We start from the raw sequence: 21,182 nt of genomic DNA on the forward strand, positions 1-21,182 counted from the left end.
AACGTTTGTTTTCCCCGTGCCCTTTCGCTATACTTTACATTAGTAAGGAAAGGGGGATACACCCACATGTTGGATTTCTCATTACATATGCCGACGCGCATCGTGTTCGGGCGCGGCGAAGTGGAAAAGGCGGGGGCAGAGGCGGCGAAGATCGCAGGGAAAGCGATGATCGTCACCGGACGCACCGCAACGAAGAAAACGGGCGTGCTCGACCGCGTGGTCAAGTCGCTGGAAGGAGCAGGCGTCGAGGTGGTCGTCTATGACCGGATCGAGCCGAACCCGCGCACGCATACGGTCGACGAGGGCGGCCGCATCGCCCGCGAGGAGAACGTCGGTCTGATCATCGGTTTGGGCGGCGGGTCGCCGATGGACGCGGCGAAGGCGATCGCCGCCGTCGCGATGTCCGGCCACCCGAGCCACTGGTATATCGGCGGCAACAAGACGGGCAAATGGCAAGACCTGCTGCCCGTGCAGGAAGCCCTGCCGATCCTGACGATCCCGACGCTGGCCGCCACCGGTTCGGAGGCGAACAGCGGCAGTGTCCTCACGCACGAGGAGACCAAAGAAAAAGGCGGCATGAGCGGCCCGGCTCTCTTCCCGCGCATCGCGATCATCGACCCGGAATTGACCTACACCGTCTCGCCGGAGTACACGGCGGACGGCGCGGTCGACATGTTTACGCATCTCTACGAAGCGTATCTGACCGGCGAAGAGGATGCACGCGTTCAAGACCACATCACCGAAGGGCTGATCCGCGCCGCTGTGGAAAACGGCCCGATTGCCGTCAAAGAGCCGCAAAACTACGAAGCGCGCGCCGCGTTGATGTGGGCGTCGACGCTGGCGTTGATCGGTCTCCCGAACGCAGGTCGCGGCGGCGCGTTCCCGGTGCACGCGATGGAGCACACGCTGTCGGCGTTTTATGACATCTCGCACGGCCGCGGCCTCGCCGTTCTGACCCCGGCGTATTTCGAGCGGGTGGCGGCAGACCGTCCGCACCGTTTGGCACGCCTTGGCCGCAACGTGTTCGGCATCCAGGAAGCGGATGACCGCGCAGCAGCCGAGCAAACCATCGCTGCTGTCGTCAACTGGTTCCAGTCGATGAACGTTCACGTTAAGCTCAGCGATCTCGGAATCTCCCGCGATTCCCTCGCTGAAATGGCGGCGGAAGCGGTGCGCGTCGGCGGACGCGGCGCTGGCTTTATCCATGCCACCCGCCAACTCAACGATAAGGAAGTACTCGCGATCTACGAAGACAGCTTCTAAGGCAGGTTCTTACTGTCATTCACCACTCGACCATATGGTCGAGTGGTTTTTTCTTGCATCCGCCAACCACTCGCGCGTATGATAAAGAAAAGAGCATAAAGGGGGAGTGTCGCATGGAAAAACGCCTGTCCTTCATGGAGACCTACAAGCGCGACCACCAGCACCCCGTCAACAAACTGACACACGCGATCGGCATCCCGATGATCGTCGTCTCGCTGCCGCTCGTCTTTTGGAGCTGGCAATGGGCGCTCGTGCTGTTTGTCGTCGGCTGGATCTTTCAATTCGTCGGCCATTACTTCGAAGGCAACCCGCCGTCTTTCTTGAAAAATCCGATTTTTCTGTTAGTAGGACCGTTGTGGATACTCAAACGGATCTGGGGTGCAGCGACGGGCAAGCCGTTGAAATAAGAAAGCAAAAAAAAGAGACTCGACGGTCACAGCACAGCGACCATCGAGTCTTTTCTTTTTGCCTACAGACGAGCGGCCAACAACCGCTCCGCATGCGCCAATACGTCCGGCGCACTCTTCCCGGCCGACCCGCCGCCTTGGGCGAGGGACGGGTTGCCGCCGCCTTTGCCGTCGATGAGGAGCAGGGTCTCTTTCAGCAGTTCGTTCATCGGTACCATGACCTCGCCGCCGCGGGCAAAGACGAGCTGCGTCTTCTCGCCGCCGGTCACCAGCAACGCCACCGCCTGCGGGTCGAGCGAGGCGATGCGTTGGCCGAGGCGTTGCAACTCCTGCATCGAGCGGCCTTCGAACGCCTTGGCGACGAGGAGGACGCCGTTCTGGTCGCGGGCGGCGGCGTACAGCGTGTCCGCTTCCGCCTCCAGCAGTTTGGCGTTGGCTTCGGCCAGCGCTTTTTCCAGCTCTTTGCGCTCTTTCAGCAGGCGAGCCACGCCGTCCGGCAGCTCCGCTTCGCCTGCGGTCAGATGGCGGGAGAGTTGGCGCAGCACGATCTGTTTGTCGGTCATCGCCTGCCACGTCCGCCAGCCGCAGACAAACTCGACGCGCACATTGCCTTTGTATTTCTCCCAGCCCAAGATCTTGATCATGCCGATCTCGCCCGTTCGTGCCGGGTGCGTGCCGCCGCACGGGCTGTAGTCAAACCCGTCCACCGTCACGATGCGGATGTTTTCCGTCACGGACGGCGGTTTTCGAAGCGGCATCCGGGCCAGTTCTTCCTTGTCGACAAAGCGGCAGAGGATCTCGCGGTCTGCCAGCACGATCGAGTTGGCCAGCCGCTCCACCCCTTCCGCGATCTCCTGCGTCAGATCGGGCAACGTGATGTCCACCGTCACCACCTCGCGCCCGAGGTGAAAGCCGACCGTCTCGCCGTCGAACAACTGCTCAAACGCCGCCGAGAGGATGTGCTGTCCCGTGTGCTGCTGCATGTGATCGAAGCGGCGCGTCCAATCGATCCGCCCTTCGATGGAGAGCACATCGAGCAACGGCGCGTCCAGGCGGTGACGGATCTCGCCGTCCACCTCTTCCACATCGACCACCTGCACGCCGTTCAGCGTGCCGAGGTCGCACGGTTGTCCGCCGCCGGTGGGGTAGAACGCCGTCTCGCTGAGCACCACATACGGCGTGTCGTTCGGTTCCGTCCCGTGACCGGTCACCGTGGCGGTAAACTCGGTCAGATAGGGGTCTTCATAAAAAAGTTTGCGCGTCATCCAGCAAAACGTCCTTTCCTCATCACCCAAGCAACACCTGATTATCCTTCCAAAATTCCCGATTCCTTGATCCGGCGCACGACCTCTTGAAGCCGTTCGACCGGCTGCACCAGCGCGATCCGCACATAGCCGCGCCCTTGCTCGCCGAACGCTTCGCCAGGGATCACGCCGACCCCGGCCTCGCGCATCAGACGGAACGCAAACTCGCGAGTGTCGACCTCATACGGCAGTTTGGCCCAGACGAACATCGTCGCCGCCGGTTTGTCGACCGTCCAGCCGATCTCCGCCAACCCGTCCACCAGTGCGTCGCGGCGCGCTTCATACGTTTTCGCCATTTCTTTCAGATAGGACTGATCCCCGGTCAACGCCACCGTCGCCGCATGCTGCACCGGGCCGAACACGCCGTAGTCGATGTTCGATTTCAGCATCGCCAAAGCGCCGACCACTTTTTCATTGCCGACCAAAAAACCGATGCGGCTGCCGGCCATCGAGAAGCTCTTCGACATTGAGTGGAACTCCACCGCGATCTCACGCGCCCCTTCGACCTGCAGGATCGACAGCGGGCGATAGTCGTCAAACGTCAGCTCCGAATACGCCAGATCGTGGACGAGGATGATCTCGTTTTCCTTGCAGAACCGAATTGCCTTTTTGAAAAACGCTTCATCTGCCATCGCCGGAACCGGATTGCCCGGATAGGCGAGCAGCATAAATTTGGCTCGACGGCGCGTCTCTTCCGGGATCGCGTTGAAGTCGGGCAAAAACCCGTTGTCTGCCAAGAGCGGCATCCGCGCGATCTCACCGGACGCCAGGTACACGCCCGCCTCGTACACCGGATACGCCGGGTCGGGCAGCAGCGCGACATCGCCAGGATTGAGCAGAGCGGCGGGCAGGTGCGAGAGGCCGTCCTGCGAGCCCATCAACACCAGCACTTCCTTCATCGGATCGAGTGCCGCCACCCCGTCAAAGCGATTGCCGTACCAGTCGGCAAACGCCTGACGCAGCGTCGGAAAGCCCTGCTGATGCGCGTAGCCGAACGCGTTCGGCCGGAGGACCGCGTCGATCAGCGCCTGTTGCACGTGAGCGGGCGGCGGCAGGTCGGGCGAGCCGATGCCAAGGTCGATGATGTCGCGGCCTTGTGCGATCAGGGAGTGCTTGAGATTCGCCATCTCGGTAAAGATCGAGGAGGACAGAAATTGCAACTTATCGGATTGAATCGAACGTTCGGTCAAAAACATGGAAACGATTCCCCTTCCGGTCTGTATCAAGCCTGTTACGAAATTCGGTTCAGCGGTCTGCGAATCCTTCCCTCTTATGGTAGGATGGAAAAAGAAATAAGGGAAGAGTCAAAAGGAGAATTTCATCCATGAATGATGTGGTCAAATATGAAAAAATCGCCGACGAGCACCTGGCCGTCCTGCGCATCGATCGCCCGGAAGCGAGCAACGCCATCTCCACAGCCGTGATGGAAGGACTGGCAGCCGCTCTCGAACAGGCGCGTCAGGATGACGATGTGCGCGCTGTCATCCTGACCGGCACCGGCGACCGCGTGTTTGTTTCCGGCGGCGACCTCAAAGAATTTCACGCCGACCTCACCGACGAAGAGCGCGTCTACGAAAAAATGTCGCAGATGCGCCGCGTCCTCGAGACGATCCACCTGTTCCCCAAACCGGTCATCGCCGCTGTCAACGGTGCGGCTCGCGGCGGCGGCGGGGAAGTCGCGTCCGCCTGCCACTTCCGCGTCGGAGCGGACACCGCCACCGTCGGATTTATCCAAGTCAAACTCGGCATCGCGCCCGGCTGGGGCGGCGGCGTGCTGCTCTCAAAGATCGTCGGTCGCCAAAAAGCGCTGGCCCTGATCCTGCGCGGCGACATCATCGACGCCCGCGCCGCGATGGAGCTCGGATTCTTTGATATCGTCTGCCCGCAGGACGAGATCCTGCACTACGCCCGCATGTACGCCAAACCGCTGACCGCCAACTCCCCGAAGGCCGTGCAGAGCCTTCTGCGCCTGCTGCGCGAACAAGAGAGCCTGCCCGTCACCGATGCGATGGAGCGGGAAAGTCGCCTCTGCGCCCAGCTCTGGGGTACCCCGGAGCACGACGCGGCCGTCTCCTCGTTCCTCTCGCGCAAAGCCCGGAAGGAGTGAGACGCCCATGAGCGGCCTGTTCACCCTCGCCGAACAACTGCAAGGACTCAACCGCACTCTCGACACGCGACGCCAAGAACTCGTGCCTCGGAGCAAACTGCGCGCCGGGCTGGAAACGTACGTCGGTGAGTTTCGCAAAGCCCGCCGCTTGGACGAGACGGCGACACAGCGCCTGTTTCAAGGGCGGTCCCTCGTCGGCGTCGACGGCTCCGTCAACCAATTTGGCGGCAACTATCCCTACACCATCCAACTGTTCAAAGCGCTCGCCAAATCCACGCAGCGTGACAAACACAACGAAAGCGACGTCGAGATCGTCTCCTTGTTCTCGCCGCTGATCGGCGACGACCACCGCGCCGTTCGCCGCTTCATGGAAGAAAAGCGCGAAGAACTGCGCGTCGCCCCGCAGGAGGATCGCGAGTTGGAACGCGACCTCGCCGAGTCCACCGCCTACGGGATGCTGATCGAACAGCGCATGGTCGAGATGGAGATCGACGTCGCGATGGACGCCATCCGCCGCTTCGACCCGTACCTCGTGATGATGGACGGCGGATTTTCCCGGCTGAAGGGCAAGGGCGGCGAAAAATGGGACGAGCTCGCCGACCTCGCCGAGCTCAAAGGCACCATCCTCGTCGGCGTTATCGAAGAAGTCGGCTCCTATCGCTTAAAATCACGGTTGCTGCCGGAAGAGCACCTGCTCGAAGGCTTCATCCGCGGTCACGACCGGGAGATCCTCTTTGGCACCCTCGACGAAGGCGAGTGGCTGAAGACCAGTCTGGAAAATCCGATCAAAAACGACTTCTACACCGTCTTCACTCGCCTCGCCGACCAACCGCAGGCGGGGGCGTGCGACTTCCTGCGCTCGCAGGCTGAGCACGCGGACGACATCATCGATTTTCTCTACACCATCACCCCGCACAAATCGCGGGGCATCCCGCTCTGGCTCGACCTCGTCGACGCCGAAGCGCGCCTCACCAAAAAACAGATCGACCTGATCGTGCGCAGCAACCTTGACCTCGCGCACATCGAGACCTTTTTACGACCGCAACGGGAACGGAGGGACTTCTAACACATGCAGATCGTCGGCCAAACCACTCAGCTCGAAGCGTGGGTGGCCTCACGCACCCGCCCCTTTTCCATCAACGAGATCTTGATCATCGAAGACAGCGGCCACCGCGACCCGAAAGCGGAAGTCGTCGAGACCCGCACCTTCAACCGCTACATCCCGCTCGCCTCCGAGCAGCACAACCTCGTCGACGACAGCGTCCTGCGGGGACTGCGCCAAGTGGGGTTTGACATCGAAGACGAAGAGATCCACCTCGCCAAACTGCGCCTGCTCGAAGAGCTCGCCACCCCCGTCCGCGTCGGATCGCGCGTGCGTGTGCCGCAGTTTTCCGAAGTCGAGAGCCTCCTCATCAAACGCCGTCCCAAGGACGGCCTGACCCTTGGCGTCATCCAAGGCACCCGCGAAGTCGCGGAAGGCATGCCGCCCGATCTTCAGGACGTCGCGTTGCTCTTCGACAAAGAAGACGGCGTCCAGCGTCAAGACGGCGTCCCGTTCGTCTTTGACTACCGCTCGATGGATCAATATCCGCACATCGGCATCTTCGGCGGCTCCGGCTCCGGCAAATCGTTCGGCACGCGTGTTCTATTAGAAGAAATCATGAAACAGCGCGTCCCGGCCGTCGTCTTCGATCCCCATTTCGAGATGACGTTCGACAACGAATTTCCCGGCCTGCCCGACCACTACCGCGAGTCCTACAAGAAAAAATTCGTCCTCCTCGTCGCGGGCACAGACATCGGGATCGACTTTGTCGACCTGACAGCCGACGATATCGTCTCGCTGCTTCGGGCGTCGTCCGGCTCCATCACCGACGCGATGGAGACAGCCATCAAATCCATGCACAAAAAAGGGGACAGCTACCTGTCCTACTCCACCCGCATGGCCAACCTGGCCGAAGCGCTCGACAACGAAGCGGAGATCCGCGAACAAGCCCGTGACCTCGCCATGCTGCCGGTCGACGAGCGAGAACGCGTCCACACCCTCTCCAAACTGCTCAAAGAATACAAAGACAAAGTCGGCGGCTTCTCCGGCACCTTGCGCTCCGTCATGCGGCGCATGTACCGCCTTGAGATGGAAGGTGTCTTTACCAACGCGGGCACCAAATTGGTCGAAGAAGCGTTCATGAAACGCCAGCTCGTCGTCATCCGCGGCTCCATGTACTTCTTGAACGTCTTCGCCTTCTACGTCGTCCGCAAACTCTATCGCAAGCGCCGCGAATACCGGGATTCCATCCAAAAAGGTCGTCCCATCGAAGAGGCGTTTCCGCCGTTTGTCATCATCACCGACGAGGCGCACAACTTTGCGCCCAAAGGCGACATCCCGGCCCCGGCCAAAGGCGTTCTCAAAGAAATCGCCCAAGAAGGCCGTAAATACGGCGTCTTCCTCGTCTTTGCCACCCAAAGACCGGCCTTGCTCGACGACACCATCACGGCCCAGCTCTCGACCAAAATGGTCTTTCGCACCGTGCGCTCCGTCGACATTGCCGTCATCAAAGAAGAGACCGACATCACGCCCGAAGAGGCGAACCGCCTGCCGTACCTGTCGTCCGGCACCGCCTTCATCTCCTCGGCCATCACCGGTCGCACCACATCCGTGCGGATACGAGTCTCCAAAACCACCTCGCCGCACTTCAAAAACCCGTTCGAAGAACTCGAAGAAGCGTTCGCCGAACAAGACAGCAAACTCTGGGAGGCACTGGAGGGGCAATTGCCCATCGATGCGTTCAACCTGAACGCCTACCTCACCGAAATCGGCCGCAAAGTCGGCCGCCCGGTCACCTACGACGAGTTGGAGCACGCCCTCGACGACTTTGCCGATCAGGGCAAACTCGTCCGGGAAGACACCCCGTTTGGGTCAAGATATAAGAAAGTTTGAAACCTATCACCCTCCCATTCGTAAATCAGATATAATAAGGAAATAACTGTCTGTGTATCTCCTCTCTACAAACGACCACACTGAACGGAGATACGCCATACGAAGGGAGATTTCAAACCATGAACGCGCACGAAATCGACTATAAAATCCACGGTGACGACATGCAATTTGTCGAGATCGAACTCGACCCGCAAGAAAGCGTCATCGCCGAAGCGGGAGCCCTGATGATGATGGAGGATGGCATCCAAATGGAGACCATCTTTGGCGACGGAGCCGACGGCGGCGGCAAAGGACTGATGGGCAAACTGTTCGGGGCCGGCAAGCGCCTCCTGACCGGCGAATCCCTCTTCATGACCGTCTTTACCAACACCGTGCCGGGCAAAAAGCACGTCTCCTTTGCCTCTCCGTACCCGGGCAAGATCATCCCGATCGATCTCTCGGCGATGGGCGGCAAAGTCATCTGCCAAAAAGACGCCTTCCTCTGCGCGGCAAAAGGCGTATCTGTCGGCATCGAATTCCAGCGCAAACTGGGTGCGGGCTTCTTTGGCGGCGAGGGCTTCATTATGCAGAAGCTCGAAGGGGACGGCCTCGGCTTCATCCACGCGGGCGGCACCATCTACGAGCGCGAGTTGCAGCCGGGCGAAGTGCTCCGCATCGACACGGGTTGTCTCGTCGCCTTCACCCATAACGTTGACTACAACATCGAATTTGTCGGCGGCGTCAAAACCGCCCTCTTCGGCGGCGAGGGCCTCTTCTTCGCCACCTTGCGCGGACCGGGCAAAGTCTGGGTGCAGTCTCTGCCGTTCTCCCGTCTCGCGTCCCGCGTCTTTGCAGCGGCCCCGCAAGCGGGAGGCCGCAGCAAAGGCGAAGGCTCCATCCTCGGCGCCATCGGCGACTTCTTCGAAGATTAAATTTCATTTTCAAATAAACCCAAAAACGTCTTGCAGATCACATTTCTGCAAGACGTTTTCTTTTACAATAGGCATAGACACCATTTCTAAACATAGTCATATAATAAGTGTGTAAAGACACAAAGGAGGCAACTACCCATGACCACCCCTCAACGCGTGGCAGAAAATGTGACGGGGGATTTCTACGTCACCACAGCTTGCATCGACTGCGGCACGTGCCGGATGCTGGCACCGGATGTGTACACCGAGACCGGCAAATACTCCGCCGTGCGGCATCAGCCGCAGACCTCGGACGAGGTCCAAAGATCTGTGTATGCCTTGTTGGCCTGTCCGACAGCGGCCATTCGGTGTAACAACCCGGATCTTAAAGCGACCATTCAAAACGCCGCATCCGACTTCCCTTTGCACCTCGAAGGAGGAGTCTACTACAACGGCTTCACCTCCCGCCATGCCTACGGAGCCAGCTCTTATTTCATCCAGCACCCCGATGGGAACTGGATGATCGATGCACCGCGCTGGCTGCCGTCACTCGTCAAAAAATACGAAGCCCTCGGCGGCATCTCCACCATCCTCTTGACCCATCAGGATGACATCGGTGATGCGGAGCGTTATGCGGCGCACTTTGGGGCCAAGCGCATCATCCACGAGTACGAAAAGCACGCCCAGCCTGATGCGGAGCATATCCTCCAAGGGCGAGAGGACATCCAGTGGCACCCTGATTTTCAGATCCTGTTCACCCCTGGCCACACCAAAGGGCACGTCTCCTTGCTCTACAAAAATCGCTTCCTCTTCAGCGGTGACCACCTTGCGTGGGACTCGGAGCGCGACACTTTCAAATACTACAAAGAATTCTGCTGGTACTCCTTCGACGTCCAAAAAGAATCCATCGCCAAACTGACCCAGCATCGTTTTGCGTGGCTCTTGCCGGGTCACGGGGGTCAAAAACTCCTCGACGAAGCCGACATGCATCGTCGTTTGACCGAACTTGTTGCTATAATGAAAAGCAACAACTAACGGAAAAACGGGGGTACGGGAGATGGTCAGCATCCAGTTTCGAGATGACGAATACAAGGTGGAGCGCGGTGGTGAAGTCATCGCCCTCTTGCCCAAAGAATACGCCTTGTTTCGCTGTCTCTACGAAAACAAAAACCGAGCCTTCTCCCGCGAACAACTCCTGAATCAAGTGTGGGCCTTGGAAGCCCCGACCGATCGGACCGTTGACGACCATGTTTATCGGCTCCGCAAAAAACTGAGTGTCTGGGGGCACCTGATGACCCTTGAGACCGTGCGGGGCATCGGATATCGTTTGACAGTCAAAGCGGCAGAGCAGATGGCAAATCCTTTGCTCGGTGATCCTGAGTTCATGGAACAGATCCAGCGCGTGTTGACCAAATATCAGCAAGTGGGGCAAGGAGACGCCATACGCATGCTGTTGGAGCAGCAGAAAATGATCGGGATCGAAGAAGTGCCGTTTTTCACCAACTACCTGCATATGATCGCGGGGGAGTTTGGGCGATTGGTGGAATCGGACCTTCCCTTTTGGGAGCGGGCGTATGCGTTGTTGCATGTGTACTGTCAGGTGACAGAGGATCTGGAGCAAGCCCTTGATTTTTATGAACGGGCGATCGCGGCAAAAAAACTGCCCGAGCCGGAGCATCGGGAGTTGGAGATCCTCAATGTCTTGGATCTCTATCTCTGGACGGGGCGAGCGACCAAAGCTGTGGAACGGCTGGCCATCACGCATGAGACCGTCAAAAAATACGACATGGAGCCTTTCCTGACGCCGGTGGCGATCACCGAGGTCAAAGTCTATCTCTCTGCGGGGGATGACGAGATGGCGGAGGCCAAACTGCGCGAGTCGGAAGCTTTGTTGGAGATGCATCCGTATCTGCGGGAGACGGGGAACTTTTACATCACCAAAGGGATCTGGTTGCTGTATCGGGGTCAAAGGAGGGAAGGGGAGCGATGGATCGAAGAGGGATTTGAGGTTCTGGAGCGATCCCGATTTGTCCCGATAACCTTGAGATCCCTTCGCTACGTCACCCACTACCTCACCACCAAAATCCAAGCCCCCGACCTGCTCGCACGCTATCGAAAGCGCGAAGCGGCCCTCGCTGACCGATACAGATACAAAACCCTTGAACCGGCGGTCTACCGGCTGCTCCACCAAAACCTATCTCCTTGACGAGTGCGGGACGAACGACAGGACCGGCAGACGATGCTTGGAGGCGAGATAGGGGCGCAAGCGACTTCGCGAGCCGACAAGTATCGTCTGAGCGGTCCGGTGCCAGGTCACCGGGCAGGTGCTTTTGATCTGCAAGGGTGGGCTGTTGGAAAGGGAGAAGGCACGGCAGATGATGCTTGGAGGCGAGATAGGAGCGAAAGCGACTTCGCGAGCCAACAAGTATCATCTGCCGGGCCTTGGCACCTGGATTGCGAGAGCTGGTTTTTAGTGATGATGGAGGCTGACCATGTTGGGTACCTCCGTCGGCGGGGGGCGGGGAGGTTCCATCTCGTTCGCGAAGTCGCTTACGCTCCTATCTCACTCGATTGGAACCTCCCCACCCCGCTCTCGCCCGAGTGGTCGACGCAAGGGCGAAAGGATTGGGATGGCTTGCGCCACTGACATGCTCACTGATATGCTCCCTGATATTGCTCCCTGATATTGCTCCTATTGCCCTTATTGCTCTGATATTGCTCTGACATTTCCTCTTTATGATGATCCTTAGATGGTCATTGGAAAGGGGATTTTTTTATGGCACAAGGGAGCATTTGGGGGAATCGAGTGTTTCGGCGGATGTTTGCGGCGTATTCGCTGTCCACGTTTGGGGATTGGTTCGATATCATCGCCATCGCCACGTTGCTGGGTCTGATTTGGAAAGTCGATCCCGTATGGATTGGGCTGACGCCCATTATGTACGCATTGCCGGGGATCTTGTTCGGGCAGGCGGCGGGAGTGATCGCGGACCGGGTGCCGAGACGGACCTTGATGATCACAGCCGATCTACTGTCTTGCGGGCTGACTGTCGGGCTGTATGTTGCAGAGACACCGTATCTGATCTTTCCGTTGTTGCTCCTGCGGTCGTTGGCGGGCGTGTTCAACGTGCCGGCCCAGCAGTCGCTGACGCGGCGGGTCGTCGCAGAGGAGCAGTTGCTGCAGGCCGCGTCGTGGAACGGGCTGGTCAACCAGATCGCCAAGATCGGAGGACCGTTGATCGGCGGGGCCCTGCTGGTCTGGCTGTCGCCTCAGGCGTGCCTGCTGGTGAATGCGGTGAGTTTTCTTATCTCCGCCCTGATCTTGATCTCAACCGGGCGGATCGAAGGGGATACCGCGAGTGCGAGTGAAGAGGCGGTCAAACGTTCGTTTCGCGAGGAATGGCGCGAAGGCTGGCAGGTGGTGTTGGGCAATCGCGTGCTGCTGTCGACCACGATCTTCGGGTTCTTTGGGATGATCGCAGTGGTGTTGATCGATTTTCAGACCACCGTGCTCCTGCGCGACCTGTATCCGGGGAACACACAGTTGTTCGGCTGGTGCATCGCGACCTCCGGCGTCGGGTCGGTCATCAGCATCACCCTGCTGAAACGGCAGAAAGAACTTCGTTCCTATGGATGGCTGTTCGGTGGCGGATATCTGCTGATCGGGATCGGCTTTGCGGGGAACGGGCTGTTGGAGCCGGGAGCTGCGGTGGGCTGGCTTCTCGCATTCTCTTGGCTGGTCGGCCTCGGAAACGGAATGTGGATCGTCACCGGGACCTATTTATTTCAAAAAGAGCCGCCCAAAGAGACCATCGGGCGCGTCAACGGCATCCAAAACTCGATCTCCTCGGTGGTGCTCGTCACCGTCCCGCTCATCGGGGGGTGGCAAGTTCAAGAGTGGGGAGCCTCGTCAGCCTTTTTTGTTAATGGCTGCGCCGTGGCAGTCGTCGGCCTGATCGGCGTGCTGTTTCAAGCCAAGATCTGGAGTCGGAACAACGCCCAAAAGAGCCACCATCTTCCCCAATAGGAGGATGGTGGCTCTCCTGTTATTATTCAATCCCCCATATCTTGCAGGAAAAATGGTATCTTTGTTGAAGACGTTCCCTTTAGGAAAACGAGATTTTGATCAGAGAAAGGAGGATCTCCTCCTATGAAACTATTATATCTAACGGATACTCATATCCGCGCCAGTTCGCCGCAGAACCGCACCGACGATTTTGTCACCACCCTCAAAAATAAAATGAGGGAAGTGAACGAGATCGCGCAACGTGAAGGTGTGCAAGCGATCCTGCATGGCGGGGATTTTTTTGACATTCCGTCGCCAAGCCTCGCCGTATCCGGCGATTTTGTCTCGATCATGAGCGAAGCAGGCGTCCCGATCTACGGGATCGCAGGCAACCATGACATATTCGGCCACAACCCCGACACCCTGCCCAGAACCGTCCTCGGTTTCCTTGACCGTCTGGGCATCGTCAAACTGATCCACCCGGGCCAACCGCTCCTCCTCAAACACAACGACGTGCAAGTCCAAATCTCGGGCCAGCACTATCATTACGATCTCGACCGACGCGACCCCCGACTCGACTACGTCATCGACCACGTCGAAGGGGACATCGGCATCCACCTCGTCCACGGCATGCTGATGGACAAAGCGTTTATCGAAGGCGTCGCCCACACCCGCGTCGACCAGATCCTCGACACCAAGGCGCACCTGACCCTCTGCGGCCACAACCACATCGGCTGGCCGGAAGTCAAACACGACGGCAAGATCTTCTACAACCCGGGCGGTCTCACCCGCCTCTCCAACCACCCGGCAGACGCAGGCCGCACCCCGCAAGTGCTGATCCTCGACATGACCGGCGGCGAACTGAAAATCAAAAAAGTCAAACTCAAATCCGCCCCACCCGGCGAAGAAGTCCTCGACCGCTCCAAAAACGAAGAGGCCGCCTTCATGCAACAACGCCTCGCCGAGTTTGTCCAAGGCATCAAAGCAGCCGGCGACTACAAAGTCATCGACATCGGCGCCATCATCGACGAGATCGCCGGCCGCGAAGGACTGCCGACCTTCGTCCGCGAAGAAGCGATGTCCCGCATCGCAGCCGCTCAAGAACGCCTGTCCAAAGGGGAGGGTGAACGATGAGCACCAAAACGATCCGCAACCTGCGCATCGAACATTTCCAATCCCATGAACTGACCGAGATGGCGTTCGACGACGGGTTGAACGTCATCGTCGGCCCGTCCGACTCCGGCAAATCGGCCGTCATCCGAGCCCTGCGCTGGCTCCTCTTCAACGAGCCGCGCGGCTCCGACTTCATGCGCGTCGGCCACAACAACGTCCGCGTCTCCATCGAGCTCGCCGACGGCGCACGCGTCACCCGCGAACGCACCCCTTCGAAAAACCGCTACATCGTCGTCAACACTGAGGGCGAAGAGCAGATCTACGAAGGATTTGGCAACTCCGTCCCGCAGGAAGTCATCGACGTCACCGGCGTCGCAAAAGTCATGCTTGACGAAGACACCGAGACCGTCCTCCACCTTGGCACCCAGCTCGAACCGGCCTTCTTGCTCGCAGAACCCGGCTCGATCAAAGCCAAAGCCATCGGCCGTCTCAACGGCGTTCACATCATCGACGCCGCCTCGCGGGACACCCATCGCGACCTGACCCGCCTCACGCAGGAGGAAAAACAATACCGCGAACAGCTCGCCGAAGTTGAAGAGGAGCTCGAACAATTTTCCGACCTGCCGTATCTGGAAAACATCCTCCTCCTCGTCGAGATGAAGCAAGCCGAACTCAAAGCGCTTCACGCCCGACGCGAGAAGTTGCAAACCCTGCATCAAAAATACAAAGCCACCCGCGCCGATCTCGCCCTTACCGACGAGATCCTCTCGCGCACCGAACACCTCGACCGCGCCTCCCTGCAAGCGGAGCGCGCCGTCACTTTGCAAACCAAGACCCTGCGTCTGCGCCAAGCCGCTCAGAAACTGGCCCGCGTCGCCGACGGGATCGAGCAGACCGACCGCATCCTTGCGGCCACCGGCGAGCTTGACCGCGCAGGGGACCGCCTGCACACGGGCGAGGCCAAAGTCGCGCGGTTCCGCCGCCTGCGCACCCTCGCCGATCAGCGACAGCAGACGAACGCCGTCCTGCAAAACGTGGATCGCATCCTGCACCAAACAAACGGCCTTGATGACGCCGCGAGCCGCGTCACGCGACTCGAACGGTCGAAACACCGCCTGTCCACGCTGACAGCCCTCGCCGCCAAACGCAGCGACACCGGCGGCATGCTCACCAAAATCGACCGCATCCTCGCCCGGACCGAGCCGGTCGCAGCGGCGGAGCAGAGCCTCGACATCCTCGCCCAAAAACGCGCCAAAGCCAACGCCCTGCGTGATCTGCACAACAAAAAGCAAGACGTCGAACGACTCCTCTCCCGCCTGGGACAGATCATGACACAGCTCGAACGGACGGCACGGGCCGAAGACTCGCTCGCTCGCCTGCAATTCCTGACCGACCGTCAACAGCGTCTGATGCAAATGCAAAACGGCCTGTTCGACGTCACCGACCGCTTGAAAAAAGCGGACGTCTACCTGCACACCAACGCGATGGAACTCACCCAGCTGATCGACGAATACAGTCGTGAACTGAAGCAATCGGCTTCCTGTCCGGTCTGCTTTACACCGATCGACGAACACACGACCGAACGCCTGCTGGAAGAATTCCGCAGCTTTTAGGCAGCAGATATAAAGGAGGTACGACCCCTGATGAGCACCGCAATGGAAAACAAACTGTCCGTACTCAAAGAAGGCCTCGCCAAAGCGAAAGACATGCGCTACAAAGCCGAACTGAAAAAAGACTCCCTGCTCAAACAGCAAGAAGAAATCCTCGAACAGATCCGCGCCGAGCAAGTCGACCCGGACTCGCTGGAACTGGAGATCGACAAACTGGAGCAAGAGATCGCCGCTCTGGCCGATGAAGTCGATTCCCTGATCCCGTGGGATCTGATCAACAAGCAATGACGAACGGAACCGATTTCTCCCGCATCGATCTCGCGGTCGCTTCTCTGCGCGATCATTACAACCGCCGTCGCGGGGAGCAGGACGCCGTCCTGCGCAAGAAAAAGACGGTGGAAGATCGCCTCGAAGAAAAGCGGCACGACATCGACAAACTCCAGCAGGTAAAAATTCTGCTCCAAGAGTCGGCCGTCTTTGCCCGCGAGCAGGCGCGCCGTCAGATCGAGACGATGGTCACCAACGCCTTGCAGTTTATTTTCGGTGACCGCGACATGGAGTTTCGCGTCACCATCGACGAAGTGCGGGGACGCGCCGAGGGAGAGTTTCTCGTCGTGTCGTCGTACGGCGGCGAGATCCCGGTCGAGACGCGCCCGCAGGACGCGCGCGGCGGCGGGGTCGTCGACGTGATCTCGCTGGCGTTGCGGGCTGCTTTGCTGCACGCCAACAAACCGAAGCTTGACGGCCCGATCATCCTCGACGAGCCGGCCAAACACGTGTCGGACGAGTACTCGCGCCAGGTCGCCGAGTTTTTGAAACAGCTCTCGACCGCGTTCGGTCGGCAGATCATCATGGTCACGCACAACCAGCATCTGGCGAACACGGGGGATACTTCCTACATCGTCGAGATGCGTTCGGGGAAAAGCTATGTACGAGTCTTTCAGGCGATCGAACAAGCCTAGACTTTCACGCATACTTCTCCGGAAAAGGGGGTTGGCGCATGGACACGATGGGCAGACACGTCATCGCCGAGCTGTGGGAATGTGATTCCGACCTGCTCAACGATGAAGCGGCAGTCGAACGGATCATGGTCAACGCGGCTCTCGAATCGGGAGCCGAGGTTCGCGAGGTCGTGTTTCACAAATTCACACCGCTGGGCGTCAGCGGCGTGGTGATCATCTCGGAGTCGCATTTGACGATCCACAGCTTCCCTGAGCACGGGTATGCGAGCGTGGACGTCTATACCTGCGGCGACCGGATCGACCCGGCCGTCGCCGCCGATTACATCGCCAAAGGCCTGCGCACCAAGCGCAAAGAGACCGTCTTTGTGCCGCGCGGCCAAGGCAACATGAACGCGAAAGATCTGAAAGTGGAACTGGTGGAAGCAGCGAAATAGGGCAGCGGAGAACTCCTTGATTTGGAGTTCTCTTTTTTTGCGAAAAAGGGGTTGCGTTTTCTGCGCATCCGTCATATAATAAATTCTGTCGCCGGGGAACACGGCACACACGAGAGACACTCTCGGGGGATTAGCTCAGTGGTAGAGCACTGCGCTGGCAGCGCAGGGGTCAGGGGTTCAAGTCCCCTATCCTCCACCAACCATCTCGGAGGTTTAGCTCAGCTGGGAGAGCATCTGCCTTACAAGCAGAGGGTCGGCGGTTCGATCCCGTCAACCTCCACCATCTTTACTTGGAGCTGTGGTGTAGTGGCCTAACATGCCCGCCTGTCACGCGGGAGACCGCGGGTTCGAATCCCGTCAGCTCCGCCATTTTAAAACACAATACACGGCTCGGTAGCTCAGTTGGTAGAGCAGAGGACTGAAAATCCTCGTGTCGGCGGTTCGATTCCGTCCCGAGCCACCATTTACTTTTGAATAAAGCAGCATCACCCGATGCGGAAGTGGCTCAGGGGTAGAGCATCGCCTTGCCAAGGCGAGGGTCGCGGGTTCGAATCCCGTCTTCCGCTCCATATCTGGAGGTATAGCCAAGTGGTAAGGCATGGGACTGCAAATCCTTGACCCCCGGTTCAAATCCGGGTACCTCCTCCATAACATGCTGTCATAGCTCAGTTGGTAGAGCACCACCTTGACATGGTGGGGGTCACAGGTTCGAGTCCTGTTGATAGCACCAAACAGTAGCACCCCTTCGACGAAGGGGTGTTTTTTTGTGCGTAGGCCGTATTTTTTCTTCATAAGTCGATATTTATTGTATAAGAAGGAATTGCGGGGAGGTTATTTGAAATGAGTGAATGAGAAATTCTGAAGGCACGCTCGGACTAACCAAATGATAAAGGGTGATTGCTTCATGCAGATTTCGTGGAAATGGGTTTGGGTAATAGTAGGAGTGTCTGTCTGCTTGGCATTATGGCTAACTCCTGACACCATGCAATATTCGACAACATCTCAATTCAAAATTATTGACAAAGGGCAGGAAAACTATAAACTTTGGATTCTAGGCTATAACCCGTAAGAGGAGCAAAAAAAGGAAATCAGGCTGTTTATAGAAGATCGTAGCATTTGGAATTTGATCTCTGAAGATGAAATTTATATAATAACTTATACATACAAAGAGGGTGAGGAACCGGTTTTCCTAGAGATTGCACCCTACTAGGCAAAAGTTCCAGAGCAGCTCTATTCCGGAGAATGCTCTTTTTTCGTCCTCATTTTCTTTCCCCTCTTCGTGCAACCTAATCAAAACTCGTTCGTATATCTTCTTTGTACGAAACAGAGGAGGGTCCCACAAACACAATGGGCATATGGGAATCGTTGAAAAAGGGCAACACGTCTTCACTGATGGCAGCATCGGGCAATCTGGTCTTGGCCGTCGCCAAAGGAGCGGCCGCTGCGGTCAGCGGGAGCAGTGCGATGTACGCGTCCGCGATGCACTCGGTGGCGGATACGGTCAATCAAGGCTTTGTCTTTGCCGGCAGCGTGCTGGCGGAGAAAAAACCGACGCCGCGTTTTCCGTCCGGGTTTGGCCGGGTGATCAACATGTTCGTGATGGTGGCGGTGATCGTCGTCACGATCATGGCGGTGGAGACGATTGAAAAAGGCTGGGAGATCATTCAGCACCCGAAAGTCTCCAGCGATATCTGGCTCAACGCAGGTCTGCTCTTTGCCTCCATCGTCATCGATGGGCTGATCCTCGTTAAAGCGATGAAGGAGATCGTCAAAGAATCGGACCAACAAAAAGCCCCTGGCTCTCTGGTCAAAAAGGCGCTCGGCAATCTCAAACTGGCCTCCCCGCCGACGAGACTGGTCTTCTACGAAGACTGCGTCGCGACGCTCGGTGCGTTTCTCGCCCTGCTCGCCGTCGTATTGGCTCCGATGACCGGCATCTATGCGCTGGAAGGCGTGGCTGCGATCTTGATCGCGTGCCTGCTCTTGTTCATCGCGTTCAAGCTCGGCTATGAAAATATGATCGGCCTGATCGGGGTCGCCGCTCCGAAAACGGTCGAGGACCGCGTGGCAAACATCATCTTTGCCGACCGGGAAGTGGTCGACATCAACAAGATGCGCATCCTGCAAGAAGGCCGTTCCTACCACGTCGAAGCGTATATCGAACTGCGCAAGGGCCTGTCCCTCGCCGACGCCGACGACATCAAGTTTCGCATTCAAAGCTCCCTCACCGCCGACAAAGACATCACGGACGCCACCCTCGGCATCCTCGAAGACAACGATGTCCGCAACTGGCGTGCGGAGGAAGTCCACATAGAAAACTAACGCACACCAACAGCCGAAGCGGATGAAACGCTTCGGCTGTTTTTTCGTACTACCAGATAAAGGGAGGTGCGGATCGAATGAGAACTGTTTGGCAACTGATCACTTTCTCCAGCATTTTGTATGTCCTGTTTCGATTGGATTATCTGTTCTTCAGAGCTGTCGAGCGTTTCTTTTCCTGGCCGGTGCAGGCTGTGCTGTTCCTTTGTTCGTTGCCTGTCGTGTTTGTGGTGACGCTCGTGCTGACGAAGTTGATCAGCGACCGCTATTTCAAAAAGTCGTACTGACAAACTAGCGCTTCACCACCAGCGTCCCGGCCAAGATGTCGTGCAGAGCTTGCTTTTTCTCCGTGAACGCCGCCATGATGTAGCCGATCAAGAGGAGGATCGCGGAGATGATCTTGCCGAAATGCCGCCCGGTCGCGCGGCCAAATCCGATGCGGTTGCCGTCGAGGTCAGTGACGCGGATGCCGATCACTTTTTTGCCGAGTGTCGCTTGATGTGCGGACGACTCCATCAGCGCATAGTACAGCCAGCCGGTCAGCAAGGTCAGCACCGAATACAAAAATTCGTCGCCGGTCATCCCCCGCAGTACACCGTTGACCAATCCCATCAAGATCCAGTCGATGATCACCGCCCCAAAGCGCAGCCAAAAGCCTGCATAACTCGTTGACATGTCGTAACAATCCCCCTTTTCCACGTACTCTTTCTATCCTATGAAGTGAGGCTTTGTCTCTAGACGCCAGCGGAGCGGCAGACGCACACCAACACGATCTTTGTCGCATATGGTGGGATAGTGACTGCACCGGAGGGACGACAGAATGCGAAATGCATGGTATGTGGCGGCCGAGAGCCGCGAGTTGCAGGACGACGAGATGATGGCGGTGACGATCTTGGATGAAGAGATCGTGCTGTTTCGAGACGGCCGCGGGCAGGCGCACGCCTTGCAGGATCACTGTCCGCACCGGGGGGCAAGGCTGTCGGACGGGCGGCATCACGGGGAGCGGATCGCCTGTCCGTTTCACGGCTGGGAGTTTGGCGGCGACGGTCGGTGCAGGCTGATCCCGTCGAACGGGCCGGATGCCAAGATCCCGGATAAAGCCCGTGTGACCGCGTATCCGTTGCAAGAACTGGGGGGCCATGTCTGGGTGTGGATCGGGGAAGCTGAGCGGGTCACGCCGCTCGATCTGCCGCCGGAGTTGACCGACCCGACATGGCGGGCGGTACCTTTTCGGGCGGAGTGGAAGGCCCATCTGACGCGGGTGATCGAGAGCATCCTCGACGTGTCGCATCTGCCCTACGTCCACCCGGAGTCGACGGGGGATGTCGATCCGCGTGTGGAAGGTCCTGCCTTTCAGGTGAACGAGCGGGAGATCGTGGTCATCGCCAAGCCGTTCCACCCGCTGCTGCAAACACCGGGCGGCTATGTGGACGACCGCAAAGCCTCGACGATCACCTTTCAGTTCCCCAATCAGATCATCCTGCGCACCGACATGATGGAGGAAAAGGTGATGGCGACCTACCTGACCATGACGCCGGTGGCAGGCGGCGGGATCGTGCTGTACGGGCTCGCGTTGCGCAATTTCTTTCAAGACATCGAACTGATCGACGATGTTCATTATGAGCACAACGTCACGGTGCTGGAGCAGGACCGGCCGGTCGTCGAGGCGCTGCGCCCGCGCATCTCACCGTTGGATCTGGAGCGGGAGGTGCACGTCCGCTCCGATGCACAGCAAGTGCGGTACCGGCTTCTCTTGAAAAAGCAACTGGAGCGAGAGCAAGCTTCCGACCCTTATTACGGGCAAGACAAGAGCTGATGAGAAAGGCGGAGGGACG

At 58.3% G+C, this 21,182-nt stretch carries 20 protein-coding genes and 7 tRNA genes; 24 read left to right on the forward strand and 3 right to left on the reverse strand.

Annotation, left to right across the window (positions count from 1 at the left end; all coding sequences use genetic code 11):
• Positions 1 to 66 precede the first annotated feature (66 nt).
• Together OS242_RS12150 and OS242_RS12155 are read left to right on the forward strand one after the other, a co-directional pair.
• On the forward strand, positions 67 to 1,263 hold the full coding sequence (locus tag OS242_RS12150) for an iron-containing alcohol dehydrogenase (RefSeq protein ID WP_267151965.1): 1,197 nt from the start codon (positions 67 to 69) through the stop codon (positions 1,261 to 1,263).
• A 113-nt stretch (positions 1,264 to 1,376) separates the two neighbouring features.
• Positions 1,377 to 1,670: a DUF962 domain-containing protein gene (locus OS242_RS12155; RefSeq protein ID WP_267151966.1), complete on the forward strand. Its 294-nt coding sequence runs from the start codon at positions 1,377 to 1,379 to the stop codon at positions 1,668 to 1,670.
• 62 nt (positions 1,671 to 1,732) lie between these two features.
• On the opposite strand, the gene OS242_RS12160 is transcribed toward OS242_RS12155, so the two are convergent.
• Positions 1,733 to 2,935 carry an alanyl-tRNA editing protein gene (locus tag OS242_RS12160; protein ID WP_267151967.1) on the reverse strand — a complete coding sequence of 401 codons (1,203 nt, stop codon included), beginning with the start codon at positions 2,933 to 2,935 and terminating at the stop codon, positions 1,733 to 1,735.
• Between the two features lie 41 nt (positions 2,936 to 2,976).
• A complete protein-coding gene (locus OS242_RS12165; protein WP_267151968.1) occupies positions 2,977 to 4,170 on the reverse strand; it encodes an aminotransferase class I/II-fold pyridoxal phosphate-dependent enzyme in 1,194 nt (397 codons plus the stop codon).
• Positions 4,171 to 4,298: 128 nt separating this feature from the next.
• On the opposite strand from OS242_RS12165, the gene OS242_RS12170 reads away from it, so the two are divergent.
• The 21 genes from OS242_RS12170 (at position 4,299) to OS242_RS12270 (ending at position 19,634) form a co-directional block, all read left to right on the forward strand.
• Positions 4,299 to 5,081, forward strand: coding sequence for an enoyl-CoA hydratase/isomerase family protein (locus OS242_RS12170; protein ID WP_267151969.1), 783 nt, complete (start codon positions 4,299 to 4,301; stop codon positions 5,079 to 5,081).
• A 7-nt stretch (positions 5,082 to 5,088) separates the two neighbouring features.
• On the forward strand, positions 5,089 to 6,147 hold the full coding sequence (locus tag OS242_RS12175; protein ID WP_267151970.1) for a DNA double-strand break repair nuclease NurA: 1,059 nt from the start codon (positions 5,089 to 5,091) through the stop codon (positions 6,145 to 6,147).
• A 3-nt stretch (positions 6,148 to 6,150) separates the two neighbouring features.
• Positions 6,151 to 8,016, forward strand: coding sequence for an ATP-binding protein (locus OS242_RS12180; protein ID WP_267151971.1), 1,866 nt, complete (start codon positions 6,151 to 6,153; stop codon positions 8,014 to 8,016).
• 119 nt (positions 8,017 to 8,135) lie between these two features.
• Complete coding sequence (locus tag OS242_RS12185) at positions 8,136 to 8,927, forward strand: TIGR00266 family protein (RefSeq protein ID WP_267151972.1); 792 nt, start codon at positions 8,136 to 8,138, stop codon at positions 8,925 to 8,927.
• Between the two features lie 138 nt (positions 8,928 to 9,065).
• Positions 9,066 to 9,941 (forward strand): MBL fold metallo-hydrolase, encoded by an 876-nt coding sequence (locus tag OS242_RS12190; RefSeq protein WP_267151973.1) that lies wholly within the window; start codon positions 9,066 to 9,068, stop codon positions 9,939 to 9,941.
• A 22-nt stretch (positions 9,942 to 9,963) separates the two neighbouring features.
• Positions 9,964 to 11,112 carry a winged helix-turn-helix domain-containing protein gene (locus OS242_RS12195; RefSeq protein ID WP_267151974.1) on the forward strand — a complete coding sequence of 383 codons (1,149 nt, stop codon included), beginning with the start codon at positions 9,964 to 9,966 and terminating at the stop codon, positions 11,110 to 11,112.
• 570 nt (positions 11,113 to 11,682) lie between these two features.
• Positions 11,683 to 12,930: an MFS transporter gene (locus OS242_RS12200; RefSeq protein ID WP_267151975.1), complete on the forward strand. Its 1,248-nt coding sequence runs from the start codon at positions 11,683 to 11,685 to the stop codon at positions 12,928 to 12,930.
• 123 nt (positions 12,931 to 13,053) lie between these two features.
• Positions 13,054 to 14,043: a metallophosphoesterase family protein gene (locus OS242_RS12205; RefSeq protein ID WP_267151976.1), complete on the forward strand. Its 990-nt coding sequence runs from the start codon at positions 13,054 to 13,056 to the stop codon at positions 14,041 to 14,043.
• Entirely contained in the window at positions 14,040 to 15,635 is a 1,596-nt protein-coding gene (locus tag OS242_RS12210) for an AAA family ATPase (protein WP_267151977.1), read from the forward strand. Before OS242_RS12205 ends, OS242_RS12210 begins: the two co-directional genes overlap by 4 nt.
• Positions 15,636 to 15,665: 30 nt before the next feature.
• Entirely contained in the window at positions 15,666 to 15,920 is a 255-nt protein-coding gene (locus OS242_RS12215) for a hypothetical protein (protein WP_267151978.1), read from the forward strand.
• A complete protein-coding gene (locus OS242_RS12220) occupies positions 15,917 to 16,594 on the forward strand; it encodes a P-loop NTPase family protein (RefSeq protein WP_267151979.1) in 678 nt (225 codons plus the stop codon). The genes OS242_RS12215 and OS242_RS12220 overlap by 4 nt, the downstream gene beginning before the upstream one ends.
• A gap of 38 nt (positions 16,595 to 16,632) precedes the next feature.
• Positions 16,633 to 17,028, forward strand: a complete 396-nt coding sequence (speD, locus tag OS242_RS12225) for an adenosylmethionine decarboxylase (RefSeq protein ID WP_267151980.1) — start codon at positions 16,633 to 16,635, stop codon at positions 17,026 to 17,028.
• 124 nt (positions 17,029 to 17,152) lie between these two features.
• A tRNA-Ala gene (locus OS242_RS12230) sits at positions 17,153 to 17,227 on the forward strand.
• A gap of 8 nt (positions 17,228 to 17,235) precedes the next feature.
• Positions 17,236 to 17,311: transfer RNA gene (locus OS242_RS12235), tRNA-Val, on the forward strand.
• A 9-nt stretch (positions 17,312 to 17,320) separates the two neighbouring features.
• A tRNA-Asp gene (locus OS242_RS12240) sits at positions 17,321 to 17,397 on the forward strand.
• Between the two features lie 18 nt (positions 17,398 to 17,415).
• Positions 17,416 to 17,491 (forward strand) — tRNA-Phe (locus OS242_RS12245).
• Positions 17,492 to 17,522: 31 nt separating this feature from the next.
• A tRNA-Gly gene (locus OS242_RS12250) sits at positions 17,523 to 17,597 on the forward strand.
• A 5-nt stretch (positions 17,598 to 17,602) separates the two neighbouring features.
• Positions 17,603 to 17,676 (forward strand) — tRNA-Cys (locus tag OS242_RS12255).
• 6 nt (positions 17,677 to 17,682) lie between these two features.
• Positions 17,683 to 17,758, forward strand: a tRNA-Val gene (locus OS242_RS12260).
• 617 nt (positions 17,759 to 18,375) lie between these two features.
• A complete protein-coding gene (locus OS242_RS12265; RefSeq protein ID WP_267151981.1) occupies positions 18,376 to 19,350 on the forward strand; it encodes a cation diffusion facilitator family transporter in 975 nt (324 codons plus the stop codon).
• 77 nt (positions 19,351 to 19,427) lie between these two features.
• Positions 19,428 to 19,634 carry a hypothetical protein gene (locus OS242_RS12270; RefSeq protein ID WP_267151982.1) on the forward strand — a complete coding sequence of 69 codons (207 nt, stop codon included), beginning with the start codon at positions 19,428 to 19,430 and terminating at the stop codon, positions 19,632 to 19,634.
• A 4-nt stretch (positions 19,635 to 19,638) separates the two neighbouring features.
• Here OS242_RS12270 and OS242_RS12275 read toward each other — a convergent pair whose 3' ends face one another.
• Positions 19,639 to 20,022: an RDD family protein gene (locus OS242_RS12275; RefSeq protein ID WP_267151983.1), complete on the reverse strand. Its 384-nt coding sequence runs from the start codon at positions 20,020 to 20,022 to the stop codon at positions 19,639 to 19,641.
• Positions 20,023 to 20,167: 145 nt separating this feature from the next.
• Between OS242_RS12275 and OS242_RS12280 the strand changes: the two genes are divergently transcribed.
• Entirely contained in the window at positions 20,168 to 21,163 is a 996-nt protein-coding gene (locus tag OS242_RS12280; protein WP_267151984.1) for an aromatic ring-hydroxylating dioxygenase subunit alpha, read from the forward strand.
• The last annotated feature ends 19 nt before the right edge of the window (positions 21,164 to 21,182 follow it).

The sequence above is a fragment of the Tumebacillus lacus genome (assembly GCF_026410385.1).
Taxonomy (GTDB): Bacteria; Bacillota; Bacilli; order Tumebacillales; family Tumebacillaceae; genus Tumebacillus; species Tumebacillus lacus.

Coding starts and splice junctions, on each gene's coding strand:
- OS242_RS12150 (WP_267151965.1), top strand. CDS start 67: ATGTTGGATTTCTCATTACATATGCCGACGCGCATCGTGTTCGGGCGC.
- OS242_RS12155 (WP_267151966.1), top strand. CDS start 1,377: ATGGAAAAACGCCTGTCCTTCATGGAGACCTACAAGCGCGACCACCAG.
- OS242_RS12160 (WP_267151967.1), bottom strand. CDS start 2,935: ATGACGCGCAAACTTTTTTATGAAGACCCCTATCTGACCGAGTTTACC.
- OS242_RS12165 (WP_267151968.1), bottom strand. CDS start 4,170: ATGTTTTTGACCGAACGTTCGATTCAATCCGATAAGTTGCAATTTCTG.
- OS242_RS12170 (WP_267151969.1), top strand. CDS start 4,299: ATGAATGATGTGGTCAAATATGAAAAAATCGCCGACGAGCACCTGGCC.
- OS242_RS12175 (WP_267151970.1), top strand. CDS start 5,089: ATGAGCGGCCTGTTCACCCTCGCCGAACAACTGCAAGGACTCAACCGC.
- OS242_RS12180 (WP_267151971.1), top strand. CDS start 6,151: ATGCAGATCGTCGGCCAAACCACTCAGCTCGAAGCGTGGGTGGCCTCA.
- OS242_RS12185 (WP_267151972.1), top strand. CDS start 8,136: ATGAACGCGCACGAAATCGACTATAAAATCCACGGTGACGACATGCAA.
- OS242_RS12190 (WP_267151973.1), top strand. CDS start 9,066: ATGACCACCCCTCAACGCGTGGCAGAAAATGTGACGGGGGATTTCTAC.
- OS242_RS12195 (WP_267151974.1), top strand. CDS start 9,964: ATGGTCAGCATCCAGTTTCGAGATGACGAATACAAGGTGGAGCGCGGT.
- OS242_RS12200 (WP_267151975.1), top strand. CDS start 11,683: ATGGCACAAGGGAGCATTTGGGGGAATCGAGTGTTTCGGCGGATGTTT.
- OS242_RS12205 (WP_267151976.1), top strand. CDS start 13,054: ATGAAACTATTATATCTAACGGATACTCATATCCGCGCCAGTTCGCCG.
- OS242_RS12210 (WP_267151977.1), top strand. CDS start 14,040: ATGAGCACCAAAACGATCCGCAACCTGCGCATCGAACATTTCCAATCC.
- OS242_RS12215 (WP_267151978.1), top strand. CDS start 15,666: ATGAGCACCGCAATGGAAAACAAACTGTCCGTACTCAAAGAAGGCCTC.
- OS242_RS12220 (WP_267151979.1), top strand. CDS start 15,917: ATGACGAACGGAACCGATTTCTCCCGCATCGATCTCGCGGTCGCTTCT.
- speD (WP_267151980.1), top strand. CDS start 16,633: ATGGACACGATGGGCAGACACGTCATCGCCGAGCTGTGGGAATGTGAT.
- OS242_RS12265 (WP_267151981.1), top strand. CDS start 18,376: ATGGGCATATGGGAATCGTTGAAAAAGGGCAACACGTCTTCACTGATG.
- OS242_RS12270 (WP_267151982.1), top strand. CDS start 19,428: ATGAGAACTGTTTGGCAACTGATCACTTTCTCCAGCATTTTGTATGTC.
- OS242_RS12275 (WP_267151983.1), bottom strand. CDS start 20,022: ATGTCAACGAGTTATGCAGGCTTTTGGCTGCGCTTTGGGGCGGTGATC.
- OS242_RS12280 (WP_267151984.1), top strand. CDS start 20,168: ATGCGAAATGCATGGTATGTGGCGGCCGAGAGCCGCGAGTTGCAGGAC.